At 67.5% G+C, this 25,767-nt stretch carries 22 protein-coding genes; 10 read left to right on the top strand and 12 right to left on the bottom strand.

The genetic code is table 11. The features are described 5' to 3' along the window. Positions 1-40 precede the first annotated feature (40 nt). A complete protein-coding gene (locus ACFTS5_RS03545) occupies positions 41-1,555 on the top strand; it encodes an FAD-dependent monooxygenase (protein WP_378627093.1) in 1,515 nt (504 codons plus the stop codon). A 103-nt stretch (positions 1,556-1,658) separates the two neighbouring features. Here the strand turns inward: ACFTS5_RS03545 and ACFTS5_RS03540 are convergent, their stop codons facing one another. Further along, the gene (locus ACFTS5_RS03540; RefSeq protein ID WP_378628319.1) at positions 1,659-2,594 is read right to left on the bottom strand and encodes a heme o synthase; all 936 of its coding nucleotides are present in this window, start codon (positions 2,592-2,594) and stop codon (positions 1,659-1,661) included. A gap of 502 nt (positions 2,595-3,096) precedes the next feature. Between ACFTS5_RS03540 and tkt the strand changes: the two genes are divergently transcribed. The 5 genes from tkt to pgl are packed head-to-tail and all read left to right on the top strand — an operon-like array spanning position 3,097 to position 9,635. Further along, on the top strand, positions 3,097-5,238 hold the full coding sequence (gene tkt / locus ACFTS5_RS03535; protein WP_378627091.1) for a transketolase: 2,142 nt from the start codon (positions 3,097-3,099) through the stop codon (positions 5,236-5,238). A 4-nt stretch (positions 5,239-5,242) separates the two neighbouring features. Continuing rightward, positions 5,243-6,376, top strand: a complete 1,134-nt coding sequence (tal, locus tag ACFTS5_RS03530; RefSeq protein ID WP_378627090.1) for a transaldolase — start codon at positions 5,243-5,245, stop codon at positions 6,374-6,376. A 4-nt stretch (positions 6,377-6,380) separates the two neighbouring features. Next, positions 6,381-7,952, top strand: coding sequence for a glucose-6-phosphate dehydrogenase (zwf, locus tag ACFTS5_RS03525; RefSeq protein ID WP_378627088.1), 1,572 nt, complete (start codon positions 6,381-6,383; stop codon positions 7,950-7,952). Beyond that, positions 7,949-8,857: a glucose-6-phosphate dehydrogenase assembly protein OpcA gene (gene opcA, locus ACFTS5_RS03520; RefSeq protein WP_378628316.1), complete on the top strand. Its 909-nt coding sequence runs from the start codon at positions 7,949-7,951 to the stop codon at positions 8,855-8,857. Before zwf ends, opcA begins: the two co-directional genes overlap by 4 nt. After that, positions 8,850-9,635, top strand: coding sequence for a 6-phosphogluconolactonase (gene pgl / locus ACFTS5_RS03515; protein WP_378627087.1), 786 nt, complete (start codon positions 8,850-8,852; stop codon positions 9,633-9,635). The genes opcA and pgl overlap by 8 nt, the downstream gene beginning before the upstream one ends. A 120-nt stretch (positions 9,636-9,755) precedes the next feature. On the opposite strand, the gene ACFTS5_RS03510 is transcribed toward pgl, so the two are convergent. Genes ACFTS5_RS03510 through ACFTS5_RS03500 form a run of 3 tightly spaced genes read right to left on the bottom strand, consistent with a single transcriptional unit; the run spans position 9,756 to position 11,435 of the window. Next, on the bottom strand, positions 9,756-10,010 hold the full coding sequence (locus tag ACFTS5_RS03510; protein ID WP_378627085.1) for a hypothetical protein: 255 nt from the start codon (positions 10,008-10,010) through the stop codon (positions 9,756-9,758). A 10-nt stretch (positions 10,011-10,020) separates the two neighbouring features. Beyond that, positions 10,021-11,091, bottom strand: coding sequence for a hypothetical protein (locus ACFTS5_RS03505; RefSeq protein ID WP_378627084.1), 1,071 nt, complete (start codon positions 11,089-11,091; stop codon positions 10,021-10,023). After that, positions 11,088-11,435 carry a hypothetical protein gene (locus tag ACFTS5_RS03500; protein ID WP_378627083.1) on the bottom strand — a complete coding sequence of 116 codons (348 nt, stop codon included), beginning with the start codon at positions 11,433-11,435 and terminating at the stop codon, positions 11,088-11,090. The genes ACFTS5_RS03505 and ACFTS5_RS03500 overlap by 4 nt, the downstream gene beginning before the upstream one ends. A 130-nt stretch (positions 11,436-11,565) precedes the next feature. Between ACFTS5_RS03500 and ACFTS5_RS03495 the strand changes: the two genes are divergently transcribed. Continuing rightward, on the top strand, positions 11,566-12,468 hold the full coding sequence (locus ACFTS5_RS03495) for a hypothetical protein (protein ID WP_378627082.1): 903 nt from the start codon (positions 11,566-11,568) through the stop codon (positions 12,466-12,468). Between the two features lie 20 nt (positions 12,469-12,488). Here the strand turns inward: ACFTS5_RS03495 and ACFTS5_RS03490 are convergent, their stop codons facing one another. The 4 genes from ACFTS5_RS03490 to ACFTS5_RS03475 form a co-directional block, all read right to left on the bottom strand. Continuing rightward, positions 12,489-14,198, bottom strand: coding sequence for an ABC transporter ATP-binding protein (locus ACFTS5_RS03490; RefSeq protein WP_378627081.1), 1,710 nt, complete (start codon positions 14,196-14,198; stop codon positions 12,489-12,491). Then, entirely contained in the window at positions 14,195-15,925 is a 1,731-nt protein-coding gene (locus ACFTS5_RS03485; RefSeq protein WP_378627079.1) for an ABC transporter ATP-binding protein, read from the bottom strand. The genes ACFTS5_RS03490 and ACFTS5_RS03485 overlap by 4 nt, the downstream gene beginning before the upstream one ends. Positions 15,926-15,963: 38 nt before the next feature. Then, positions 15,964-16,929 (bottom strand): alpha/beta hydrolase fold domain-containing protein, encoded by a 966-nt coding sequence (locus tag ACFTS5_RS03480; RefSeq protein ID WP_378627078.1) that lies wholly within the window; start codon positions 16,927-16,929, stop codon positions 15,964-15,966. A 173-nt stretch (positions 16,930-17,102) separates the two neighbouring features. Continuing rightward, positions 17,103-17,819, bottom strand: a complete 717-nt coding sequence (locus ACFTS5_RS03475) for a hypothetical protein (RefSeq protein ID WP_378627076.1) — start codon at positions 17,817-17,819, stop codon at positions 17,103-17,105. 248 nt (positions 17,820-18,067) lie between these two features. Between ACFTS5_RS03475 and ACFTS5_RS03470 the strand changes: the two genes are divergently transcribed. Then, positions 18,068-20,191, top strand: a complete 2,124-nt coding sequence (locus ACFTS5_RS03470) for a thiamine pyrophosphate-dependent enzyme (RefSeq protein WP_378628315.1) — start codon at positions 18,068-18,070, stop codon at positions 20,189-20,191. Positions 20,192-20,195: 4 nt separating this feature from the next. Here the strand turns inward: ACFTS5_RS03470 and secG are convergent, their stop codons facing one another. Then, positions 20,196-20,429 (bottom strand): preprotein translocase subunit SecG, encoded by a 234-nt coding sequence (secG, locus tag ACFTS5_RS03465; protein WP_101468684.1) that lies wholly within the window; start codon positions 20,427-20,429, stop codon positions 20,196-20,198. A 34-nt stretch (positions 20,430-20,463) separates the two neighbouring features. Beyond that, positions 20,464-22,059 (bottom strand): MFS transporter, encoded by a 1,596-nt coding sequence (locus ACFTS5_RS03460; RefSeq protein WP_378627074.1) that lies wholly within the window; start codon positions 22,057-22,059, stop codon positions 20,464-20,466. 236 nt (positions 22,060-22,295) lie between these two features. Between ACFTS5_RS03460 and ACFTS5_RS03455 the strand changes: the two genes are divergently transcribed. Both ACFTS5_RS03455 and ACFTS5_RS03450 read left to right on the top strand, forming a co-directional pair. Beyond that, positions 22,296-22,826, top strand: a complete 531-nt coding sequence (locus ACFTS5_RS03455) for an MmpS family transport accessory protein (protein ID WP_378627072.1) — start codon at positions 22,296-22,298, stop codon at positions 22,824-22,826. A 71-nt stretch (positions 22,827-22,897) separates the two neighbouring features. Then, on the top strand, positions 22,898-23,683 hold the full coding sequence (locus ACFTS5_RS03450) for an META domain-containing protein (RefSeq protein ID WP_378627071.1): 786 nt from the start codon (positions 22,898-22,900) through the stop codon (positions 23,681-23,683). A gap of 72 nt (positions 23,684-23,755) precedes the next feature. On the opposite strand, the gene tpiA is transcribed toward ACFTS5_RS03450, so the two are convergent. Continuing rightward, the gene (gene tpiA / locus ACFTS5_RS03445; protein WP_378627069.1) at positions 23,756-24,544 is read right to left on the bottom strand and encodes a triose-phosphate isomerase; all 789 of its coding nucleotides are present in this window, start codon (positions 24,542-24,544) and stop codon (positions 23,756-23,758) included. Between the two features lie 3 nt (positions 24,545-24,547). Further along, positions 24,548-25,762 (bottom strand): phosphoglycerate kinase, encoded by a 1,215-nt coding sequence (locus tag ACFTS5_RS03440; protein WP_378627067.1) that lies wholly within the window; start codon positions 25,760-25,762, stop codon positions 24,548-24,550. Positions 25,763-25,767: the final 5 nt, after the last annotated feature.

The raw sequence follows: 25,767 nt of genomic DNA, 5'->3' as shown, positions 1-25,767 counted from the left end.
ACTGAATATCAGTTCAGTTCTTGTCGCAGGAGGCATTGCCATGTCAGAGCAGGTACTCATCGCGGGTGCGGGCCCGACCGGTCTCACCCTCGCCCTCGATCTCGCACGGCGCGGCGTGGACGTCCGGCTCGTCGACCGGGCCGATTCGCCGTTTCAGGGGTCGCGCGGCGACGGCATCCAACCGCGCACCCTGGAGGTGTTCGACGACCTCGGCGTCATCGACGCGGTACTGGCCGCCGGGCGCGAGGTCCCGGTGATGCGCGCCTATTTCGCGGGGACCTTCGTCGGCGAGCGCCGCATGGCCGACCCGGTCGAGCCGACCCCGGATGTGCCGTATCCGAATACCTGGGTGCTCGGCCAGTCCGACACCGAGGCGATCCTGCGGGCGCGGCTCGCCGAGCTCGGGGTGACGGTCGAATTCGCCACGGCACTGGTCGATTTCACCCAGGACGACGCCGGCGTCACCGCGACACTGCAACGTGGCAGCACATCGGAGACGGTGCGCGCGAGCTATCTGGTCGGTGCCGACGGTGGCGCGAGCACGGTGCGCAAGCGCCTCGGGATCGCGTTCGAGGGCAGCACCGACGAGTCGATCAAGATGCTGCTCGGCGATGTCCGCGCTGACTCTCTCGACCACGAGTACGGCTATTGGTTCGCCGCCGCGGCCGACCAGCCGATGACCGGGTTCGCCCTGTCCCCGCTACCGGGCGCGCGGCGCTTCCAGTTCGCCGCCCCGCTGACCGACGACCGCTTCCCCGACCTGGCCACCCTGCAGGATCTGGCCGACCGCCACGGCCCCGAGACAGGCCTGGTGCTGAGCGACCTGTCCTGGATCACGGTGTGGCGCCCCAATATTCGACTCGCCGAACACTTCCGCGACGGCCGGGTGTTCCTCGCGGGCGATGCCGCCCACGTCCATCCGCCCACCGGCGGCCAAGGCCTGAACACCGGCGTTCAGGATGCCTACAACCTGGGCTGGAAACTGGCCGCTGCCCTCGGTGGCGACCCGGCCCCGCTCGACACCTACGAACCCGAACGCCGCACGGTCGCGGCCCGCATCCTCGGCCTGAGCACCGAACTCCTCGGCAAGCTCGTCGACGGCGACGAGGACGCGATGCACCGCGGCCCCGAAACCCGCCAGCTCGCCATCACCTATCGCTCCCCCGCCGACGACGGCCCCCTCGTCGCGGGCGACCGCGCGCCGGACGCCACGCTGCACGACGAAACCGGCCGCCCGATCCGCCTGTTCGACGTCTTCCGGGGCCCCCACGCGACCCTGCTCCGCTTCGCCCCGACCAACGACTCACTCGACATCGAGCTCCCGGCCTTCGCGGCAGGCGCGAACTCCACATCCGTGTCCCCAGCGACACCGATCGACGGATCCGGCGTTCTCACGGTCGAGATTCGCCGCGTCGACGCCCCGTCCGAGTCATCCGCCCGACCGGCGTCTGTGACACTTGTCGACACCGACGGACACGCCTTCACCGCCTTTTCGGCGACGGCGGGCACCGACATCCTGATCCGACCCGACGGCCACCTCGCACATCGCTGGTGAGCTTCCAGGTCGCCCACTCCCCTGATCCGGCGAGGCCGCGACCGGACCAGGTCCGGACATGACAGTGGCCGGGCATCGCTGCCCGGCCACTGTTCCAGAAGTCTTACAGCCCGACGAGGCTGCCGATCGTGTCCCACCCGAGCACCGAGTCGACGGCCAGACCACAGAACACCACCGCGAGGTAGTTGTTCGACTGCAGGAACAGCTTCAGCGGCTTCACCGACTCGCCACGGCGCACCCCGGCGTAGAGCTGATGCGCCATCAGCAGGAACCAGGCACCGGCCACCAGGGCGACCGCCGCGTAGATGACACCGGTCGCGGGCACCAACGCCATCGTCGCGAGCACCGTCAACCAGGTGTAGATGACGATCTGCTTGGTCACCACCTGCTCGGTCGCGACCACCGGCAGCATCGGTACGCCTGCCGCGCGGTAGTCCTCCTTGTAGCGCATGGCCAGCGCCCAGGTGTGCGGCGGTGTCCAGAAGAAGATCACCGCGAACAGCACCACCGCGGGCCAGCCGATAGTGCCGGTCACCGCGGACCAGCCCACCAGCGCGGGCATGCAGCCGGCTGCGCCGCCCCACACCACGTTCTGCGAGGTCCGGCGCTTGAGGCCCTTGGTGTAGACGAAAACGTAGAACAGGATCGTCGCGACGACCAGCAACCCGCTGAGCAGGTTGGCCTGCCACCACAGCCAGGCGAAGGAGATCGCGCCGAGCACGACACCGAAGACGAACGCGTGCGAGGTGGGCACCGCCTCGCGGGCCAGCGGGCGGCGCGCGGTCCGCTTCATCACCTTGTCGATATCGGCGTCGGCCACACAGTTGAGAGTGTTGGCGCTGGCCGCGCCCATCCAGCCACCGAACAGGGTGACCAGGATCAGCCGGATGTCCACCGTGCCGCGGTCGGCCAGCAACATCGTCGGAATGGTGGCAACGAGCAGTAACTCGATGACGCGTGGTTTGGTGAGCGCGATGTAGGCAAGGGGCTTGCGCACTATCCGCGCGGCCAGGCTGTCGCCCTGGAGTCGGTCGGCCAGCGCCGTCGACGAAGTTCCGTGCGCACCGCTACTACCCGGCTCGTGACCGATCCGCACTGTTTCTCCTCGCACGCTGTGCTTCGCTTCGCATCCGGTAATGGAACGAGCAGCGCGCGGCTGCGGCGCGGCCACTACTACAGAGGATGGTAGACCCACTCACCTGCCGCTCCGCGCCAGACCCCCGCCACCGTGGGCGCGGTCACTACGCCCCACGAGCCCGCATCCCGGGCCCACGCGGCGGTGAACCCGCATCGACGCGCAGGTGAACGGCATCGCGACGGGCTCCGCCCGCGCGGCGGCGATGGTCTACACCGCACACCGCCGACTCACGGCGATCCGAACTAGACTCAACGCCAGGGTTCGCGCCAACCGCTGTAGCAGCACCACTAGGGTATTCCTGTACATCGGTACGCATCCCGGCCGCGTGCGACCCGCTGTCGAACATCATCGCCGCTGCCAAGCTATCGCCGTCGACGAAACCTAGGTCAGGAGAACTACGGTCGTGCCAGTCACAGACGACATTCGCGCCCTCACTCAGCGGAACTATCCCAGCGACTGGACGGACCTCGACACCAAGGCCGTCGACACCGCCCGGGTACTCGCTGCCGACGCCGTGCAGAAGGCGGGCAACGGGCACCCCGGTACCGCGATGAGCCTCGCGCCGCTCGCCTACACCCTGTTCCAGCGCACGATGCGCCAGAACCCGGCGGAGCCGCGCTGGGTCGGTCGCGACCGGTTCGTGCTGTCCTGTGGGCATTCCAGCCTCACCCTCTACATCGAGCTCTACCTGGCCGGTTTCGGCCTGGAGCTGACCGACCTCGAGCAGCTGCGCCAGTGGGGCTCGCTCACCCCCGGCCACCCCGAGTTCCGCCACACCGACGGCGTCGAGATCACCACCGGCCCGCTGGGTCAGGGTCTGGCCTCGGCGGTCGGCATGGCGATGGCCGCGCGGCGTGAACGCGGGCTGTTCGATCCGGACGCCCCCGAAGGCACCAGCCCGTTCGACCACTTCATCTACACCATCGCCTCCGACGGCGACCTGCAGGAGGGCGTCACCGCCGAGGCCTCCTCGATCGCGGGCACCCAGCAGCTGGGCAACCTCGTGGTGATCTACGACGACAACGAGATCTCCATCGAGGACGACACCGACATCGCCTTCACCGAAGACGTGGCCAAGCGATACGAGGCCTACGGCTGGCAGGTGCAGATCGTCGAGGGCGGCGAAGACGTGGTGGCCATCGAGAAGGCACTGGCCGCGGCGAAGGCCGAGACCAGCAAGCCCTCGATCATCATTCTGCGCACCATCATCGGCTTCCCGGCCCCGAACAAGATGAACACCGGTGGCGCGCACGGCGCCGCGCTCGGCCCCGACGAAGTCGCCGCGGTGAAGAAGGCGCTGGGCTTCGACCCGGAGAAGTCCTTCGACGTCGACCCGGCCGTCATCGAGCACACCCGCAAGGCACTGGCCCGCGGCGCCGAGGCACAGACGAAGTGGCAGCAGAGCTTCGACGAGTGGGCCGAGGCCAACCCGTCGAACAAGGCGCTGTTCGATCGCCTGCAGACCCGCTCGCTGCCCAAGGGCTGGACCGAGGCGCTGCCGAGCTTCGAGGTCGACCCCAAGGGCATGGCCACCCGCAAGGCGTCGGGCAAGTTCCTCGCCGCGGTCGCCGACGAGCTGCCCGAGCTGTGGGGCGGTTCGGCCGACCTGGCCGAGTCCAACAACACCACGATGCCCGGCCAGGCGAGCTTCGGCCCCGAGTCGATCTCCACCGGCGCGTGGAAGGCCAACCCGTACGGGCGCACCCTGCACTTCGGCATCCGTGAGCACGCGATGGGCTCGATCCTCAACGGCATCGCGCTGCACGGCCCGACCCGCCCCTACGGCGGCACCTTCCTCGTGTTCAGCGACTACATGCGCCCGGCCGTCCGCCTGGCCGCACTGATGCGGGTACCCGCCATCTACGTGTGGACCCACGACTCCATCGGCCTCGGCGAGGACGGCCCGACCCACCAGCCGGTCGAGCACCTGGCCGCGCTGCGCGCGATCCCCGGCCTCAACGTCGTTCGCCCCGCGGACGCCAACGAGACCGTCCACGCCTGGCGCACCGTGCTCGAGCGTGACTCCGACGAGCACACCTCGCACTTCCCGGTGTACGAGTCGCCGCAGCAGGACGGCCCGTCCGCGCTGGCACTCACCCGCCAGGACGTGCCGACCCTGGAGGGCACCAGCTACGAGGGTGTCAAGAAGGGCGGCTACGTGCTGGTCGAGGCGTCCACCGGCACACCGGAAGTGATCCTCATCGGCACCGGCTCCGAGGTCCACCTCGCGGTCGCCGCGCGCACTACGCTGGAAGAGCAGGGCATCCCGACCCGCGTGGTCTCGATGCCGTGTGTGGAGTGGTTCGACGTGCAGGATCAGGGATACCGCGACGAGGTGCTGCCCCCGTCGGTGCGGGCCAGGGTCGCGGTGGAGGCCGGTATCGCGATGCCGTGGCACCGATTCGTCGGTGACGCGGGTGAGGTCGTCGGCATCGACCACTTCGGCGCGTCGGCCGACTACAAGACTCTGTACCGCGAATTCGGTATCACCCCCGATGCCGTCGTCCGCGCGGCACTGCGTTCCACCGACAAGGTGAAGGGGTAAGACCATGGCACAGAACGAGAATCTCGCCGCGCTCTCGGCCGCGGGCGTCTCGGTGTGGCTCGACGATCTCTCGCGCGAACGCATCCAGTCCGGCAATCTCGCCGACCTGGTCGCGACCCGCAGCGTCGTCGGTGTCACCACCAACCCGAGCATCTTCCAGGCCGCGATGAGCGTGGGCCACGCCTACGACGCGCAGCTGAAAGACCTTGCGGCCCAAGGCGCCGACGCCGACGCGGCGATCCGCACGATGACCACCGACGATGTGCGCGCCGCCTGCGACGTGCTCGCGCCGGTGTTCGAGGCGACCGGCGGCGTGGACGGGCGGGTGTCGATCGAGGTCGATCCCCGGTTCGCCTTCGACGCCGACAAGACCGTCGCCCAGGCGATCGAGCTGTGGAAGATCGTCGACCGCAAGAACCTGTTCATCAAGATCCCGGCCACCGAGGCCGGTCTGCCCGCCATCACCTCGGTGATCACCGAGGGCATCAGCGTGAACGTGACGCTGATCTTCTCGGTGCCGCGCTACCGCGCGGTGATGGGCGCCTACCTCGACGGTCTGCGCAACGCCAAGATCGGTGGCCACGACCTGGCCAAGATCCACTCGGTGGCGTCGTTCTTCGTCTCCCGCGTGGACACCGAGATCGACAAGCGCCTCGAGGCGATCGGCACCCCGGAGGCCCTCGCCCTGCGTGGCAAGGCCGGTGTGGCCAACGCGCGTCTGGCGTACGCCGAGTACCAGGACGTGTTCGACGGCGGCGCGCACACCTCCACCTACAACCACCTGGCCGCACAGGGTGGCAACCGGCAGCGGCCGCTGTGGGCGTCGACCGGGGTGAAGAACCCGGATTACCCCGACACCCTCTACGTCACCGAACTCGTCGGCCCGAACACGGTCAACACGCTGCCGGAGAAGACGCTGCAGGCGTTCGCCGATCACGGTGAGGTGCTCGGCGACACGCTCAGCGGCCGTGGCGCCGAGGGCGCTCAGGTCTTCGCCGATCTGGCAGCGGTGGGTATCGATCTCGACGATGTGTTCGCGCTGCTCGAGCGCGAGGGCGTCGAGAAGTTCGAGAGCGCGTGGGGCGAACTGATCGAGGCCACCACCGGCCAGCTCGACATCGCGGCGGAGGGCAACTAGCACGATGGCCGGCACAGCATCGACGGATCAGGCGGCGGGGCTGTGGCACAACCCGCTGCGCGACGAACGCGACAAACGGGTCCCCTTCATCGCGGGCCCGTGCAGCATGGTGATCTTCGGTGTCACCGGAGATCTGTCCCGCAAGAAGCTGATGCCGGCCATCTATGACCTGGCGAACCAGGGGCTGTTGCCCCCTGGTTTCGCCCTGGTCGGCTTCGCCCGGCGCAACTACGCCGACGAAGACTTCGCCTCGGTGGTACTCGAGGCCGTGAAGAAGCACGCGCGCACCCCTTTCCGCCAGGAGGTCTGGGACCACCTGGCGGAGGGGCTGCGCTTCGTGCAGGGCAGTTTCGACGACGACGCGGCCTTCGCGACGCTCGCCGACACGTTGCGCGATCTCGACGAAACCCGCGGCACCGGCGGCAATTACGCCTTCTACCTGTCGATTCCGCCGAACATGTTCCCCGTGGTCCTCGATCAGCTCTCCGAGCACCACCTGGCTCAGGCCAAGCCGGACCCCGACGGGTACACCCCGTGGCGGCGCGTGGTGATCGAGAAGCCGTTCGGCCACGACCTGACCAGCGCCAAGGAACTCAACGCCCTGGTCAACCGGGTCTTCCCCGAAGAGCAGGTCTTCCGCATCGACCACTACCTCGGCAAGGAAACGGTCCAGAACATTCTGGCGCTGCGCTTCGCCAACGAGTTGTTCGAGCCGATCTGGAACGCCAACTATGTCGACAGCGTGCAGATCACCATGGCCGAGGACATCGGATTGGGTGGTCGCGCGGGCTATTACGACGGGATCGGCGCCGCGCGTGACGTCATCCAGAACCACCTGTTGCAGTTGCTCGCGCTGACCGCGATGGAGGAGCCGACCTCCTTCGAGCCGATGCAGCTCACCACCGAGAAGATCAAGGCCCTCTCGGCCACCAAACTCGTTGCGCCACTGGACGAGACGACCGCGCGCGGGCAGTACACCGAGGGCTGGCAGGGCAGCGAACACGTCGTCGGCCTGCACCAGGAAGAGGGCTTCGATCCGCAGTCACGGACCGAGACCTACGCCGCGCTCACCCTGCACGTGGAGAACCGGCGCTGGGCGGGTGTGCCGTTCTATCTGCGCACCGGAAAACGCCTGGGCCGCCGGGTGACCGAGATCGCGGTGGTGTTCAAGCGCGCGCCACACCTGCCCTTCGACCAGACCATGACCGAGGAGCTCGGTCAGAACGCCCTGGTCATCCGGGTGCAGCCGGACGAGGGCATCACCTTGCGCTTCGGCTCCAAGGTCCCCGGCTCGGGCATGGAAGTGCGCGATGTGAACATGGACTTCAGCTACGGCGAGGCGTTCACCGAGTCCTCCCCCGAAGCCTACGAACGGCTCATCCTCGACGTGCTGCTCGGCGTGCCGTCGCTGTTCCCGGTCAACGCGGAGGTCGAATTGTCCTGGCGCATCCTCGATCCCGTGCTCGCGCACTGGGCCGCGGGCGGCAAACCCGAACCCTACGAGGCCGGGACCTGGGGTCCCGGCTCGGCCGATGAGATGCTCGCGCGCAGCGGGCGGGAATGGCGGCGTCCGTGATCGTCGACATGCCCGACACCAACACCGTCGATGTCGGTAAGCGGATGGTCCAGTTGCGCGAGACCAACGGCGTGATCACCCAGGGCCGGGTGCTCACCCTGGTGGTGTGCACGCTGGACTCCTCCGAAGCCGAGGACGCGATCGACGCCGCCAACGACGCCAGCCGCGAACATCCCTGCCGGGTCATCGTGCTGGCCCGCGGTGACCGCGACGCCGACACCCGGCTCGACGCGCAGATCCGCGTCGGCGGTGACGCCGGTGCGGCCGAGGTGATCGTGCTGCGCCTGCAGGGCGCGCTGGTGAACCACGAAAGCAGCGTCGTCACCCCGTTCCTGCTGCCCGACACCCCCGTGGTGGCGTGGTGGCCGCGTGGCGCGCCGGAGTACCCGTCGATGGACTCGGTGGGCAAGCTGGCCAAGCGCCGCATCACCGACGCCACCTACGCCCCTGATCCGCAGGCCGCGATCAAGAAGCGCCGCTTCTCCTACGCCACCGGTGATACCGATCTGGCGTGGAGCCGCATCACCTACTGGCGGGCGCTGCTGGCCGCCGCGCTGGACGAGCCGCCGTTCGAACAGGTCACCTCGGTGACCGTGTCGGGCCTGGCCTCCGAACCCGCACTCGACACCCTGGCCGGTTGGCTGGCCTCCCGCCTGCACTGCCCGGTGATCCGCAAGACCGGGGAGCTGAAGGTGGAAATCCAGCGCGCCACCGATTCGATCGCCATCGAACGCCCGCAACTAGGAAGGACGGCCACGCTGACCCGCACCGGCGAACCCGACCAGCGGATCGCGCTGGCACGCCGGGAAACTCGCGACTGCCTCGCCGAAGAACTGCGCCGGCTCGACGCCGACGAGATCTACGCCGAAGCGCTCGCCGGAATCGAGAAGGTGACCTATGAGTGACCACATAGACGTGCACGACGACCTCGGTGCCGAATTCCCCGCCAACACGATCGAGATCCACGACGACGCCGAGCTGCTCGCCGACGCGGCCGCCGAACGCTTCGTCGACGTGATCGTCTCCGCCCAGGCCGAACGCGGCCACGCCTCGGTCTCGCTCACCGGCGGCAGCGACGGCATCCGCCTGCTCCAACGCGTGCGCCAGTCCCCCGGCGACATCGACTGGTCCGCCCTCTACGTCTACTGGGGCGACGAGCGTTTCGTCCCCGCGGGCGACAAGGACCGCAACGAACTCCAGGCCCGCGAGGCGCTGCTGGACTTCGTCGCGCTGAACCCGGCCCACGTGTTCCCGATCGGCCCCTCCGACGGCCCCTACAGCACCCCGGAGGAAGCCGCGGCCGCCTACGCCCAGGTCGTGCACACCGAGCTCGACGAGCGCGGCGAGTTCGACCTCACGGTCCTCGGCATGGGGCCCGAAGGCCACATCGACTCCCTGTTCCCGCACTCACCCGCGGTCCAGGAGACAACGGATTATGTTGTCGCCGTACACAATTGCCCGAAGCCCCCGCCTACGCGGGTCACCATGACCCTGCCCGCGATCCACCGCTCCCGCCACGTGATGCTCGTGGTCAGCGGCGAAGGCAAGGCCGCCGCGGTGGCCGCCGCCGTCAACGGCGCCTCCCCCGACGACATCCCGTCGGCCGGCGCGGTCGGCATCGAATCGACCACCTGGGTGATCGACGAGGCCGCGGCAACAGGCCTGCTGCTCGACGACGAATAGAAGCGCCGATGGGCCGGGCCGTATATTGCGGGCCCGGCCCATCGGCATGTCAGAAGCCAGCCAATTCGGTACAAATCGTCGGCCCCTATATCCACTGCAATCTGCGCGAAGGCGCACTATTCACCCGAGAATAATCGCAGCCGACAATACCGCTATCCCGTATCCCACAACTCCCGCACCGAATGCGATTCGACTATCTTTACGAAATCTACTCATTCCGAAGATCGACAACCCGATCAATGACACGACAACCAAGCCGCTTATCGTCCGATGGCCGACGCCAACAGCAGAGAATAGATAGAGTGCGTAGAGGAGCACGAGTGAAATCAGCCACGCACTGGCCGCGCCGCACAGCAGCATGATAACAGCTTTCATAATTTGCATTTCAGGCCGTCATCGGGCCAGGTGAAGGCGGAAGTCCGTTCGTCAGGTTGTTGGCAAACCTTTGCCAGACAGTCCCGCTCGTCTCTGCACCGCCTGGAATCACCGACGCACCACCAACCGGGCCCCAGGCATCCACCTTGAGTTCCCATAGATTTCCGGTCGTTGGCAGCGCTTGAAAGGTAATTGTTCGCCCGGAACCCTCGACATGGCCATCCAAGGATTTGATAACGATCCCATCGGGGCCCGCATATTCGATAAGAACAGGCTGCCCACCGACCGGAGAGTCCAGCGAACATACTTTACCGGTCTCGACGGATGGACCACAGCCGCTGAACGGGAAATACTTATCGAAATTCTTTGCGATCTCAGCATGGATCTCGGCCGCAGAATACCCGGCCGGCGCAGTGAAAGGATATTCCTTCGTATAGCTGCCGTATCCCCCCGTGTTTTGCGGCAGACCGTATGAAAGGCCCGAATTCCCCTCCGGCAGGTTGGCGAACGCGTTCTCGATCGCAGACTGCACGGTCGCAGCCGCCGTTCGCGCATTCTCCAATGCCGCTTTTACTGCGGTCGTAGACGCGTCTGCGCCCACCTGAAGCGACCCCGCTGCGACCGAATACGATGACGCGTCTGGCAACTGCGACAACAGCGTTTGATGGGTACTCGTCGAGATATCGACCGTGCCGTCGTCACCGACCTCGTAGCCGCTGGACTCCGCCGACTTCACGGCATTCACCACAGCAATTTTCGCAGCATCCAACGTGCTCGCGCCAGAATGCGCCGCAGCCGCGCCATCCTGTAACGCCGTAGCGAAGGTCCTCGTCGTGGTACGGATCTCCTCATGCTTGGTCCGCATGGCGTCCGCCGCACTACCTGTCCAGAAATCACGACCGGCATCAACCGCGCGGTACTGCGTGTCATCGAACGCTGTCAGCTTCTGCGCCTGCGATGACCACGCATCACCCCGCGCGGTCAATGTCGCAGGTTCCCACGCCAGCACGTGCGCCAGAGTGAGCGTGCTGATTTCCGCCGCCGCGACCGACTCCTGCTCGGTGGTCCCGACCGTGCTCATGCCAGCGCCGCCTGCTGAGCACCGATGTATCCCGCGTTCTGGGTGTCCTTGCCCTGGAACTCGGATACTGCGGTCGATGTCGCCTTAGACAACGCGTCATATTCCGAGATCAACGTCTTCGCTGCCTCGGCGACCTTCGCGATCGCCGCTGTCGACACATCGGGAACCTTCGTTCCCGGCAACATCACTGCGGAATCACCGGTCTCGCCGGTAAATACTCCCACCATCTCGGACTCGGCCTTACCGAGCGTGGTAGCGAGCTCCTGTGTTCGTGTCGGATCAAGATCCAAATCCGATGCGCCAGCCATGATTCCCCATTTCCCGTCGTTCCCTTCGGCCGTCACCGTAGCGCATCGACGTGCCCGCTCCGACCCGATACCCTCAGCAGGTGATCCAGTGGCTGCCGGGTCACGCGAACGAAACAGCACTGTGACGCCGACGGCGGGCGGCAAAGTCGGACAGAAGGCTCAACCCATGGGGGACATCGACCCGGTCTCGGGTCATATCGAACAGCTCCAACGCGCGCTCACCGATGCGAGGGGCCGGGCGGTCAGTGCCGACGGGAGCCTTCGCCTCGAAGCCGGCGCGAACGGCACGATCCACAGCATCGAACTGGGCGAGGGTGGCGCCGAGCTCAGTGCGGCGGTGGTTGTTTCGCTGATTGCCGATCTGCATCGCGAAGCGGTTACCGAGGCTACCGCGACCATGCGGGCAGCGGTTGCGGCGCTGACCAGCGACCCGCGGCTACACGACGAACGCCAGGAGGTCGTCGACAAACTTTCCCGGCCCCGCATCGAGCCTGAAACTGTTGCGGCACCGAAGAGTTCCCCGCCGCCGACGCGTCCCTCTACGACGAGCAGAGAAGGTGGGAGTGCTCCACGCCTGCGGAGCAACTCGCCGTCGGCCGAACCGCTGAGTCGGTCGACCTCACGTCAACCCGCGGAGCGCGGGAGAACGACAACCCGTCCGACACCGCCCCGGCAATCCACCGCGCCGCCGAACCTCTCGGAATTCGATCCGGTCACCTTCGCACCGCTGCCGAGGGCCAAACGCCCCGCGCCGCCGAATCAGCGGCCCATCGCACCCCATCCAGGCAACACGACTACTGACGCGCCCCCCAACCGATCGATTACCCACGACTCGCGCGATATCCCGGAACCGATCCGTGGCGACGCCCCGGATCCCGTCTGCGGCGACACCGAACCGGCGAGCGGATCACCGAGTGCCGAGCTGAATCCGGCGAAGTCCGACTTCGTCCCCGCCGATCCGTTCGCCCCGTGGGGCGATCCCGGTGACGGCACCGGAATCGCCCCGGGGAGTTGGCTTCCCGACGACAATCTACTGCTGTCCGATGACTGGTGGGACTGGCCACGATAGCGGCAGTACCAGAGAACGGGTCAGGTGACCGGGGTGAAGGAGCTCGTCCAGAAGTCGGCGTAGCGGCCTGCTCGGTGGAGGAGTTCTTCGTGGGTGCCGTCTTCCGCGATGTGGGCGTTGTCGAGGAAGATGATGCGGTCGGCGCGGTGGACGGTGCGCAGGCGATGGGCCACCATGACCACGGTTCGGCCGGACATCAGGCGTTCGATGCCCTCGTGGACCGCGGCCTCGTTCAGCGGGTCGAGGGCGGAGGTCACCTCGTCGAGCAAGACGATCGGGGCGTCTTTCAGCAGGGCTCGGGCGATCGAAACGCGTTGGCGCTCACCACCGGACAGGAGGGTGCCGCCTTCGCCGACGTTCGTTGTCCAGCCGCCGGGGAGCCGGTCGATCACCTCGTCGAGGCGGGCCGCGGTGGCGGCGGTTCGCACCTCGTCGTCGGTGGCGTCGGGGTGGCCGAGGCGGATGTTGTCCTCGATCGTCCCGTCGAACAGGTAGACGTCCTGGAAGACGATGGCGAACTGGGCCATCAGTGTTTCGGTGCTGATGGAGCGCACGTCGACGCCGCCGATGCTGACGGTGCCCGCGTCGACATCGTAGAAGCGGGCGATCAGTTGCAGGAGAGTAGTTTTGCCCGCGCCGGACGGCCCGACCACGGCCAGCCGTTGTCCGCGGGGAATCGTCAGCGAGACCTCGTCGAGCACCGTGCGGGTGCCGTGCCGGAAGGTGACGGCATCGAAGGTCAGGTCATGAGCCCGCGGTTCCAGGGGCGTGCCGGGTTCCGGCAAGGTTTCGGTCCGCAGCAGCGCCTCGAGGCGCACCAGCTCGGATCGGGCACCGCGCAGCCGGCCGCCGATATCAGCGAGGGACAGCAGCGGGTCGGCGCACCGAGCGGCCAGAATCAGGATCGCCAGGAATTCCGCCGCACCGATGTCTCCGCCGAGAGCCAGATACGTGCCGAGGGCGAGCAAACCGGTGAACACCGCTTGCACCGCGAGCGAGAGACCGAGGATTCCGGGCAGCGCCGTGAAGGCTCGGCGGCGCGAGGTGCGCGCGACTTCCTGGAGCGAACCGTCGAGCAGGTCGAACCGTTGCGCGGTACGCCCTCCGGCCCGCAGAACAGGCTGGGCCTGCAGATATTCGATCACCCGCTGCGCGGCGTCGTGGTCGCGTTCGTGTCGCTGCGCGTCACCGGCCGCCATCGCACGCCCCGACCGGACCTGGATAGCCGCCACGAGCGGCACGGCGGCGGCCGCGGCCAACCCCAGCTGCCAATTGAACGCGAACATCACGACGATGATCGTCAGCGGCGTCACGGCAGCCGAGATGAGCGGCGCCAGCAGGTGTGCGAGCACGCTCAACGCCTGCAGCACACCGCGACTGGCGAGCACCGACACCTCACCCACCCGACCGGCCGTGTACCAACCGATGGGCAGTCGGGCCAGGTGGTCGCCGAGCCGGTAGTACACCCCGCGCAGCAGCGTGGTGCCGACGCGGAATCCGGAAAGGTCACTGCGGTAGCGCAGGACGGCATAGACGGCGACTGCACCACCCAGTGCGATCAGCCAGGGTCGGGCAGCGGCGGGGTCGTCACCGAACAGCTCCCGCAGTACCGGAACCAGCAGCGCATAGGACAGGCCCTCGGCGACCGCGGTGACCGTCATCAGCGCGACCGTGCGCCGAACCGGACCTGCGTAGTCGGCTCCGAGCACGCGCAACAGCATGCGAATCATCGTGGGTCTCCCTGTAGTTCCGCGGTCACCGTTCGGTGCGCGTGCCAGAAGTCGGCGAATTTTCCCGGTCGGGCAAGCAGATCCGCGGGTCTGCCCTGTTCGACGATCGTGCCGTTGTCGAGCATCACGACGGTGTCGGCGTCGGCGATCGTTTCCAGCCGGTGGGCGATGACCAGGATGGTCCGGTCACGTCCCAGCGATGCCAGCGCCTGCCGGACGGCCTGCTCGGTCTGCGGGTCGGCGAAGGCGGTCGCTTCATCGAGGACCAGTACCGGAGTATCGGCGAGCAGGGCACGAGCCAGCGAAATCCGCTGTGCCTCACCGCCGGACAAGACCGCATCGTCGCCGATCACCGTGTCGTAGCCGTGCGGCAGTTCGAGGACGCGGTCGTGGATGTTGGCCAGGCGGGCCGCGCGTACCACGGCGTTACGGTCGGCAGAGGGAACGGCGAGGGCGATATTGTCCGCGACCGAGGCCCGCAGCAGCCGCACGTCCTGGAAGACGAACGAGACCGTCCGATAGAGCTCGCGGCTACCGAGTTCGCGCAGGTCGACGCCGCCGAGGGAGACCGTGCCGCGGGTCGGGTCGAAGAACCGCGGCAGTAGCTGAACCAGGGTGGATTTGCCGCTGCCCGACGGTCCGACGAGTGCGGTGACAGTGCCGGGCTCCAGTACCAGGTCGATCCCGCGCAGCACTTCGTGTTCGGCGTCGTAGCCGAACCGGACGTCCGCCAACCGCACGCGATGCCCCTGCGGCATCCTCGGTCGGGTCGGCTCGGGCAGCGGCGCCTCGTCGAGTACGTCGCGTATCCGGCCTACCGCGCGCCGCGCGGCCTGGAGGTCGTCGAAACCGTGTCCGAGCGCCGCCACGGGGGCGGTGAGCCCGATGCCGAGCAGCAGGAACGGCAGCAGATCGGCCGGGGCCATTCCGCCGTTCGTGATCAGCACCGTGCCGCTGATCAGCACCACCAGCAGTACGAACGGCGGCGACAGCGCCACCTGCATGCCCGCCGCGATGCCCGCCAGGCCACGCACCATCCGCAGGAAGATGTCGGCGAAATCATCAGTGGCGGTGCGGAATCGGCGATGGGCGCGTTCGGACCCGCCGAAGGCCTTCACCACTGCGATGCCCTGCACGAACTCGACGACCGAGCTGGCGATACCACCCATGGCAGTGTCGAAATCCTGCTGTTCGCGCAGCCGGGTGGGGGTCATCATCAAGGGGACGAGCGCGATCGCCAGCACCACCGGAATCAGGGTGATGAGCGTGAGCCGCCAGTCGACGGTGAACAGGTAGATCAGCGAGACCGACGGCACCACGAACGCCGACACCAGTTCGCCAGGCGCGTGCGCGATGAAAGGATGCACCGCGCTCACGTCGTCACCGACGATCTTCGCCAGCTCACCGGTGCGTCGCCGCGCGAACCAGCCGATCGGCACCCGACCCAGCTGATCGGCCAGTTGCCGCCGCAACGACAGCTGGACACGATCGTCGAGGAGGTGACCGATCGCCGAAGAGCCTGCGGTACACAGCAATCGGACGAGCAGCCCCACCGCACCGGCCAGCACGACGAGCCACGCATGAGCGTGGTCGACCTCGCCGGGCGACAACAGGATTCGGCCCAGCTCGACCACCGCCAGCAAAGGAGCCAACCCGGCCACGGCCCCGACGACCTGCAGGATCACCACCGCGCCGAAACCGCCGAGATACGGTCGAAGCAAGCTCATGAGACTCGTTGCCCGAGTGGGCTGTTCGTCGACGGTGGTCATCGACGCACTCCCGAGCGCACAGCCAGGTGGCTTCGCAGATGGTCGAGGATCTCCGCGCGGGCGGGTCCAGCGGCCGGGATCAGCCCCCGCATGCTCAGGAAACCGTGTGTCGCCTCGGGATAGCGGGTCAGCGTTACCTCGACCCCCGCCTGCCGCAGACGATCGGCGTAGGCGGGCGATTGATCTTCCAGCGGATCGAGACCGGCGGACTGGATGAGGGTGGGGGCGCCACCGGCGAGATCGTCGTGGAACATCGGCGATATCTGTCGCGCGTCGAATCCCTCGGGGAGCGCGATGCGTTGCACCGCACGGCAGTTCGCGGGGGTCGCGGTGGGGCTGTCCGCGTTCTCGGTGAACGAGGGATAGTCGAAGACCCCGTCGGTCCAATCGAGTTGGGGGTTGATCAGTACCTGCGTCCGCAGGTCACGAATGTCGAAGGCGGTCAACGCCGCGAGGGTGGCACCCGCGCTACTACCGAGCAGCGCGACCCGAATACCGTCCGCACCCCACTCCCCCGCCCGCGCGACAAGAAGCGGTACCGCGTCGCGGGCATCCTCGACAGCGGCGGGAATCGGATGCTCGGGCGCCAGCCGGTAGTCCACCGAGGCGACCACCGCCGGACACTCGGCAGCCAGGTGACTCAGCAGCCAATCGTCCTGCTCAGGAACTCCCGTGATGAACCCACCACCGTGAAACGCGACGATCAACGGCAACCCCGAACCACCGCCCACCGGCCGATGCACGCGAACACGCAGCGTGCGACCGGCCAGTTCGAGCGTGTGATCGGTACCGAGCGCACCGCGATGCGACCGACCGGTGATGAACGTCCCGAAAGCCGACCGACGCAACTGCTCCTGCGCCGCACGCCCCTCGACAACCTCCGCCGGGGTGATCGAATCCCAATCCGGCCCACTCTTCAGTGCGGCCAACACCCGCATCCGAACAGGAACTCTGCCTCGCATGATCTGCCTCCTGGCGCTCACTCACCGCCCGCCTCCCGGCGGCGTAGCGCAACCCTGACAGCCGCGACCACCACTGCGCTTTCGGAAACATGCGGTCACCCTCGCGAGCAGGTGCTGCCGCAGCCCTTACGCCATTCGCGCGATCACCGATTCGCGGGGCCCATTGCCGGCTGTCAGCCCAGGACCGCGCGTGGATCCGGAAGGTACATACCGGCTTTGCCGCGCACGGTACTCCACATCGCGAATCCCATCACCGGAGTGTTCTGGGCGATCATCATCTGCCGGTTACTCAGGTCGATCACCGCGGGTACGACGACGGTGCCGAAGCTCATCGCCTTGTTGGTGACGGCGCCGAAGCTGGCCGGGTGTACACGATCGGATATCAGCGCGGCGACGGCGCACGCGCCACCCTTCATCGCGAAGGCGCTCGGGCGCCGAATCGAGCGGGCGAATTCATCGACCTGCCTGGTGAATCCGGCGACGGTGGCGGGTGAGATCTCGCCCGCATGGCCGACACACACGGCCAGTTCGATCGGATTCAGCGAACTCTTGATCACCGCCCCGACGCCGATCAGCGACAGCACCGGACCGACCCAACTCCGGCTCACCTGGAGCCCACCCATCGTCATGTGGTGGGCAACCGCCGCCAGATAGGCCTGCACCGCCGCGCTCTCCCGCGGACCACCCGGCGGCGAGGATTGCTGCGGCGCAGCGTAATTCGCCTGCGGTGCACTGTAGTGAGCAGGAGGCTGCTGGTATTGCGGTTGCTGCGGCGGAAAGTTCGGCTGCCCGTACGGCTGCTGCGCATACGGCTGCTGCGGCGGCGCCCCGAAAGGCCCCGACTGCTGCTGATACCCCCACGGACCGCCCGGCCCACCTGGCGTCGTCATAGCCCCTCTTTCACCGTCCCACCTGAACACCGGACACTACCGGCTGCCCGAACCACCCCAACACTCCAGCTACGACTCTCTCGGTTGCGGGATTCTTCCCCCTTTCTGGTTCTCCCTGGATCCGGCCGGACAGGCACTAGCATCGGGTTCTTGGCATGCCGACGGTTCGGACGTCGACTCGACTGCGGGCGAGGAGTGTTGCGGTGGCGCTGGGTTCGCTTGACCTGGATGGGGCGTTTCGGGCCGCGATGGACGGTCTCGTCGTGTCCGATCGGATCGACGCGGTCGGGAGCATCGATGCCACGTTCGGGGTGGAGTTGTTCGAATCCCAGGCTGCCAGCAGGCATCTCGATCTGGTGGCGCGGCGGTTGGGGGCCGCTGGGCAGGGCTACTACAGCATCGGGTCTTCGGGACATGAGGGAAACGCGGCAGTGGCGGCCGCGCTGCGCGTCGATGATCCGGCGTTGTTGCACTATCGGTCGGCAGCGTTCTTCGTGCAGCGATGCCGCCAGATTCCGGGGCTGGATCCGATTCGGGATGTGCTGCTGGGGGTTGTCGCGGCGGCCACCGATCCGATTTCCGGTGGTCGGCACAAGGTGATCGGCAGCGCGGCGGCATCGATCATTCCGCAGACCTCGACCATCGCCTCACATCTGCCGCGAGCCGTGGGGCTGGCATTCGCGTTGGATCGTGCTGCGAAGCAAGGGATTTCGTGTCCATGGCCTGCCGATGCGGTGGTGGTGTGCAGTTTCGGGGACGCGTCGGCCAATCATTCGACGGCGGTCGGGGCGGTCAACGCCGCCCTGCATGCCGCCCATCAGGGTGTGCCGATGCCGCTGGTGTTCGTCTGCGAGGACAACGGGCTCGGCATCAGTGTGCCCACCGCGCCGGACTGGATCGAGCGTGCCTACGGTCCACGGCCGGGTCTCACCTACCTCGCCGCCGACGGCTGCGATCTGCCCGATGTTCTCGGCGCCACCGAAGACGCGGTGAATCTGGCACGGACCTGGCGGGTGCCGGTCTTCCTGCACGTGCGCACTGTCCGGCTCGGTGGACACGCCGGGTCCGATGTCGAGTCCGCCTACCGTGGTCCGGCCGATATCGCCGCTGACCTAGCCCGAGATCCCCTCCTCGGCACCGCCCGCTACCTGATCGCGGCGGGTGCCGCTGACGCCGGCGACCTGCTCGAGCGCTACGAGCGGATCGGTGCCCGTGTGCGGGAGACCGCCGACAAGGTGGTTCACGAGGCTCGCCTCGATTCCGCGGCGGCCGTGATCGCGCCGCTCGCGCCGACTCACCCCACCTCGATCCGCGAGGACGTCACCCGCTGCAGCCCGTCGACTCCCGCACCACAGGCGCCTGACTCCCGGATGACACTGGCTCGAGCGATCAACCACACACTCGGCGAACTCCTCACCAGAGACGCCGATGTGCTGGTATTCGGCGAGGATGTCGGCCGAAAAGGCGGCGTCTACGGTGTCACGAAGGGCCTCAGAAAACACTTCGGAACACGTCGGGTCTTCGACACCCTCCTCGACGAACAGTCCATCCTCGGCACCGCGCTCGGTACCGGGTTGGCCGGATTCATCCCGATCCCCGAGGTCCAGTATCTGGCCTACATCCACAACGCGGCCGATCAGATCCGTGGCGAAGCGGCCACTCTCCAATTCTTCTCCAACGGGCAGTACCGCAATCCGATGGTGGTACGCATCGCGGGCCTCGCCTATCAGAAGGGCTTCGGCGGCCACTTCCACAACGACGATTCCCTGGCCGCGCTGCGCGATATCCCCGGCGTTGTCGTAGCGGTGCCCGCGCGCGCCGACGACGCCGCAGCCATGCTGCGCACCTGCGTCTCAGCGGCCCGCGTCGACGGCCGGGTATGCGTGTTCGTCGAACCGATCGCCCTGTACCACACCAGAGATCTCCATCCAGGCGACGAAGCCTGGCTGGCCTCCCCCACCACCGACCACATCCCGATCGGCGCAGCACGCACCTACGGCGACGGCACCGACCTCACCATCGTCACGTTCGGCAACGGCGTCCCGATGAGCCTGCGCACCGCGAATCGCCTTGCCGCCCAAGGAATTCACACGCGAGTACTCGACCTCCGCTGGCTCAATCCCCTACCGGCCGCCGACCTGCTCCACCACGCCGAAGCCACCGGCCGGGTCTTGGTTGCGGACGAGACCCGGCGCAGCGGAGGCGTCTCCGAGTCGGTTTTCGCGGCGCTCATCGACGGCGGTTACCACGGCGCGCTCGCGCGGGTCACCAGCGCGGACAGCTTCATCCCGCTGGGACCGGCCGCGGACACAGTCCTGCTCGGTGAATCAGCGATCGAAGCAGCGGCCCGACGAATCGTGTCGTCGAGCTGACGCGTCAGGCGAACTTGATCTCGAGGCCGATGCCGAGGATCGCGATGAACCAGACGATGCCGACGAAGATGGTGATGCGGTCGAGGTTCTTCTCGACGACGGTGGAGCCGGACAGACTCGACTGGACGCCGCCGCCGAAGAGGCTGGACAAGCCGCCACCCTTGGCGCGGTGCAGCAGCACCAGCAGCACCAACAGCAAGCTGGTGATCACAAGGAGGATATCGAGGAACAGCGACATGAGGTTCATCCTAGGTGGTGTGGGACCGACTGGTCTAACCAGGCTCGACTGCGACCAGGTGTGAGACCGTGTGGGGGCCTGCGGAGTACTGGGCGACGGTCTCTTCGATTTCCCGGTCACGGGCGGTCAGGCGCACCTGGTGCTGGTGCATGTGCTCGGCCCATGACCGCACGACGAAGGCCTCGACGAACCGGTCGACGGTGCCGACATCGCGGTAGAGCCGCCATTCCATCGCGCCTGTGCGCTGCCTCGATCGCCCGACCAGCGCCATCGAGTCGGTGAAGGCGGCGACGTCGGCGGGTGGCACGTCGTAGCCGCGCATCACCAGGACGGGGCCGTCCTCGGGTTCGGGCTCGACGACGAGTTGCGGTTCTGGCCAGTACGCCGCCGGGGAGAGGTCGATCTCCTCGACGTTGTGCCGGATCGGCCACCACAGGGTGCTCACGGCACAGCACGCCAGCAGCGCGGCCGCGATCAACAGTGCCGTCACGGCACCGTAGGCACCGGCGACCAGGCCCCAGAGCAGGGAACCGATGGCCTGCCCACCCATGAACACCAGCATGTACACCGACAGCCCACGGGCGCGCACCCAGGCGGGCAGCAGCAACTGCATGGTCGAGTTCAGCGTCGCCATCGCCAGCAACCAGGCGAGGCCGGATCCCACCAGCAACACGAGCACCACCACCACGTGGTGGACCAGTGCGGTCGCGACCGCACCCAAGCCGAACAGGACCGCGGCGAGCGCGAGCCGCTGGGTGGGGGTGAACAGGACCCGCAGGCGTGACAATCCGAGCGCGCCACACACCGCGCCGAGCCCGAGCGCGCCGAGCAGCAGACCGTAGCCGGAGGACGACAGGCCGAGTCGGTCGTGGGCGATCACCGGCAGCAGCGACCACACCGCGCTGGCGGGAGCGATGAACAGGATCGCACGGAACAGCACCCGCCGGATCGCGGGCGCGGCCCGAATGAAGCGGGTGCCCGCCTGCAGCGCCGCGAGGGGCCGCTCGCTGGGCAGCGGACTCGTTCGCGTCGGCCACTTCGACACCAGCAGCACCGCGACGATGCCGACGAACGACACCGTGTTGAACCCGAACACCACGGTCGGCCCGGCGATCGAGACGATCACACCCGCCACGGCGGGCCCGACGGCTCGGCCGATATTGACGCTCATGCTGCCCAGCGCCGCCGCCGAGGTGATCTGGTCGCGCGGCACCAGCTCGGGCTGTACCGCCTGCCAGGCGGGCGCGGTGAGCGCCTGCCCACAGCCGAGCAGGAACAGCAGGCTGAGCAGCACCGCGGGCGTGGTGTGGCCTGTGGCGGTGAAGACGGTGAGGGTGAGCGAGGCGACCGCCATCCCGGTCTGCGCGCCGATCAGCAGCCTGCGCCGGTCGACCAGGTCGGCCAGCACGCCGGACGGGATCGACAGCAACATCACCGGCAGGGCGAGCGCGGTCTGCACGAACGACACCAGCGCCGCGGCGTTCGGTTGATCCACGAGGATCCACTGCGCGCCGACCGTCTGCATCCACGTGCCCAGATTCGACACGAGCTGGGCGATCCACAGCGCCCGGAACACCGGTGAACGCAACGGGGCCCAGGTCGAGATCCGCTCCGCCGCCACTGTGCTCACCGGTCGAGCATATCCCTGGCGACCGCAGATCCCCGGCCAGCACTCCGTGCCGAGGCAGCGGGACGACAGTGGCGACGGCTTCCGCGACAGATCCCCGTGATCGGTCAGAAATACTGTGGTGCAAGACAATAGAAGAGCGAATCGTCGATGCGGTGTTATCTTCTGGTCGCTTTCGAGCGATCAGTACAGAGCTCCCGTTTCGTTCGGCGGGCCTGCACGACACGGAGGAAAATCGCATGACTGTCCCACCCGGCCATCCGCAGCAGCCCTATGGCCAGCAACCGCCGCCTTACGGCCAGCAGCCCTCGGGTGGCTACCCGCAGCAAGGTGGCTACCCGCCCCAGGGTGGTTACCCGCAGCCGCCGCGCAAGAAGAAGGTGTGGCCATGGGTGCTCGGCGGGGTGCTGGTGGTCCTGCTGCTGGTCGTCGGCGGATGTGTCGCGCTGGTCGGCACGGTCGCCAATGAGATCGAGAACGAGGTGAGCCGGGAGGTCACCGTCTCCTATCAGGCCGGCGGAACCGGTACCTCCACGGTCATCTACACCGATGGCAGCCTGGACGTGGTCACCGAGTCCGATACCGCGCTGCCGTGGTCCAAGGACGTGACGATCACCGGGCTGGTGAAGTTCGTGTCGCTGAGCGTCATGTCGGGCATCGACGGCGGAACGGTGTCCTGCAAGATCACGGTCGGCGGCAAGGTGATCGCCGAGGATCAGGCCACCGGTCAGCTCGCCAGCGCCAGCTGCACGGGCGACGCGGGTAAGTAGTTCCCCGCCGGATCGCGACCCGCCCCGAACATCGATGAGCAGTGCTCGGGGCGGTCCGTACCATCGGCTCCATGCGGATATCACCTCGTCCTCTGGCCGCCTCGCTCGCCCTGGTCGGCCTGGTGGCGGCCGGGTGCGGATCGACCGGGGAGGAACCGGTGGACGACACCGCCACGCCCATGGGCCACACCTACGTCTCCACCGAGGTCGTCGGCGACGAGATCCCGGGCGGCGGTCCGATGACGCTCGGCTTCACCGACGGACGGATCTCGGCGAACTCGGGCTGCAACTCCGCGGGCGGCACCGTCGACCTGAGCAACCACATCCTGCACACCTCGCCACTGGCGAGCACCCTGATGGCCTGTCCCGGCGACCGCGAACGCGCCGACGCCTGGCAGAGCGATTTTCTGGAATCCGACCCCACCTGGCGCCTCGACGGTGATCGGCTGACGCTGACGGGCAAGTCCGTCACCATCCATCTCACCGACAAGAAGATCGTGACTCCCGACAAGCCGCTGACCGGGACCGCGTGGGTGGTCACCACCATGCTCACCCCGGACGCGCAGATCCGCTCGACCACGCTCGACGAGGTCAGCCCGAATCTCACCATCGGTGACGGCGGCACCGTCAACGGCTCGGCGGGCTGCAACCGGATCACCGGCACCGCGGGCGTCGGTCCCGGCGACGCGGTGAACTTCGCCGTCGCCACCACCAAGATGATGTGCGCGCCGGAGGTGATGGAGGTCGAGCAGAACGTGCTGCGCGCGCTGGAGGGCCGAACCAGCGCCACTATCGACGCCGACACCCTCACGCTGCGCAACGACAACGGCTACGGCCTCATCCTGCACGCGCGGTAGCCGCACCCCGTTCACGAAAAGCGAAGGGCCGGAAACCACTCGGTTTCCGGCCCTTCGGTGTTCAGTGCCTGATCAGGGCAGCGGACCGCCCGCGGCGATCGCCGACAGGGTGGCGAACTCGTCACCCTTGAGCGAAGCACCGCCGACCAGCGCGCCGTCGATATCGGTCTGCCGGATCAGCTCGCCGATGTTCTTGGCGTTCACCGAGCCGCCGTAGAGCACGCGCACACCGGCGGCGACCTCCGGAGAAGCCAGCTTCTCCAGCTCGCCGCGGATAGCACCGCATACTTCCTGCGCGTCGGCCGCCGAGGCGACCTTGCCGGTGCCGATGGCCCAGACCGGCTCGTAGGCGATGACGACCTGCGAAATCTGTTCCGCCGTCAAGCCTTTGAGCGATCCACGCAGCTGCTCGAGGTTGTACTCGACGTGCGTGCCCGCCTCGCGGACACCGAGACCCTCACCGATGCAGACGATCGGGGTGATCTCGTTCTTCAGCGCCTGCTTGGCCTTGGCCAGCACGGTCGCGTCGTCCTCGTGGTGGTACTGACGACGTTCCGAGTGCCCGACCACCACGAAGGTGCAGCCGAGCTTCGCCAGCATCGACCCGCTGATCTCGCCGGTGTAGGCACCGGAGTCGTGCGCCGAGACATCCTGGGCGCCGTAGGTGATCAGGAGCTTGTCGCCGTCGACGATCGACTGCACACTGCGCAGATCGGTGAACGGCGGGATCACCGTCACGTCGACCTTCGCGAAGTACTTCTCGGGCAGCGCGAACGCCACCTTCTGCACCAGCGAGATGGCCTCGAGGTGATTGAGGTTCATCTTCCAGTTGCCCGCGATGAGCGGTTTACGTGCTGCCATCGCTCAGCCCTCCAACACCGAAATACCGGGCAGCTCTTTGCCTTCCAGGTATTCCAGGGAAGCGCCGCCACCGGTGGAGATGTGCGAGAAGCCGTCATCGGGCAGGCCGAGCGCCCGCACGGCGGCCGCCGAGTCGCCGCCGCCGACGACCGTGAACGCGCCCTTGGAGGTAGCGGTCACGATGGCTTCGGCGACACCGCGGGTACCCGCGGCGAACTTCTCGAACTCGAACACGCCCATCGGGCCGTTCCAGAACACCGTCTTGGCCTCGGTCAGCAGAGCTGCGAACCGCGACACCGACTCGGGGCCGATGTCCAGGCCGAGCCAGCCGTCGGGGATCTCGGTCGACGCGACGGTCTTGGTGTCGGCGTCGGCCGCGAACTTGTCGGCCACCACGATGTCGACCGGCAGGTGCAGCACGTCGCCGAAGCGCTCGAGCAGATCCTTGCAGGTGTCGATCATCTCGGCCTGCAGCAGCGAGCCGCCGACCGGAAGACCCTGCGCGGCAAGGAAGGTGAAGCACATGCCGCCGCCGATCACCAGAGTGTCGACCTTGGGGGCCAGCGCCTCGATCACCGCGAGTTTGTCGGAGACCTTGGAGCCACCGAGCACCACCGCGTAGGGACGGGCCGGGTCCTGGGTGAGCTTCTGCAGCACCTCGACCTCGGCCGCGACCAGCGTGCCCGCGTAGTGCGGGAGCTGCTGGGCGACGTCGTAGACCGACGCCTGCTTGCGGTGCACCACGCCGAAACCGTCGGAGACGAACGCACCGTCGTCGCCGACCAGCTCGACGAACGCCGCGGCGAGCTTGGCCCGCTCCGACTCGTCCTTGCTGGTCTCGCGCGGATCGAAGCGCACGTTCTCCAGCAGCAGCACGTCGCCGTCGGTGAGGCCCTCCGAGCGCGAGAGCGCGTCGTAGCCCACCACGTCACCGGCCAGCTGGACATTGCGCCCCAGCAGCTCGGCCAGTTTCGCCGCCACGGGGGCGAGCGAGAACTTGGCGTCGGGCTCGCCCTTGGGGCGGCCCAGGTGTGCCATCACGACCACCTTGGCGCCGGCCTCGACCAGCGCCTGAATGGTGGGCACCGAGGCGATGATGCGGCCCGGATCGGTGATCTGACCATTGTCGTCGAGGGGAACGTTCAGGTCGGAGCGCACGAGCACGCCCCGACCTTCGACACCCTCGGCCAGGAGATCCTGCAGTGTCTGAACAGTCATCGCGT

Source organism: Nocardia sp. NPDC056952 (assembly GCF_042674185.1).
Lineage (GTDB): Bacteria > Actinomycetota > Actinomycetes > Mycobacteriales > Mycobacteriaceae > Nocardia.
This window is presented reverse-complemented; position numbering and strand designations above follow the sequence as displayed.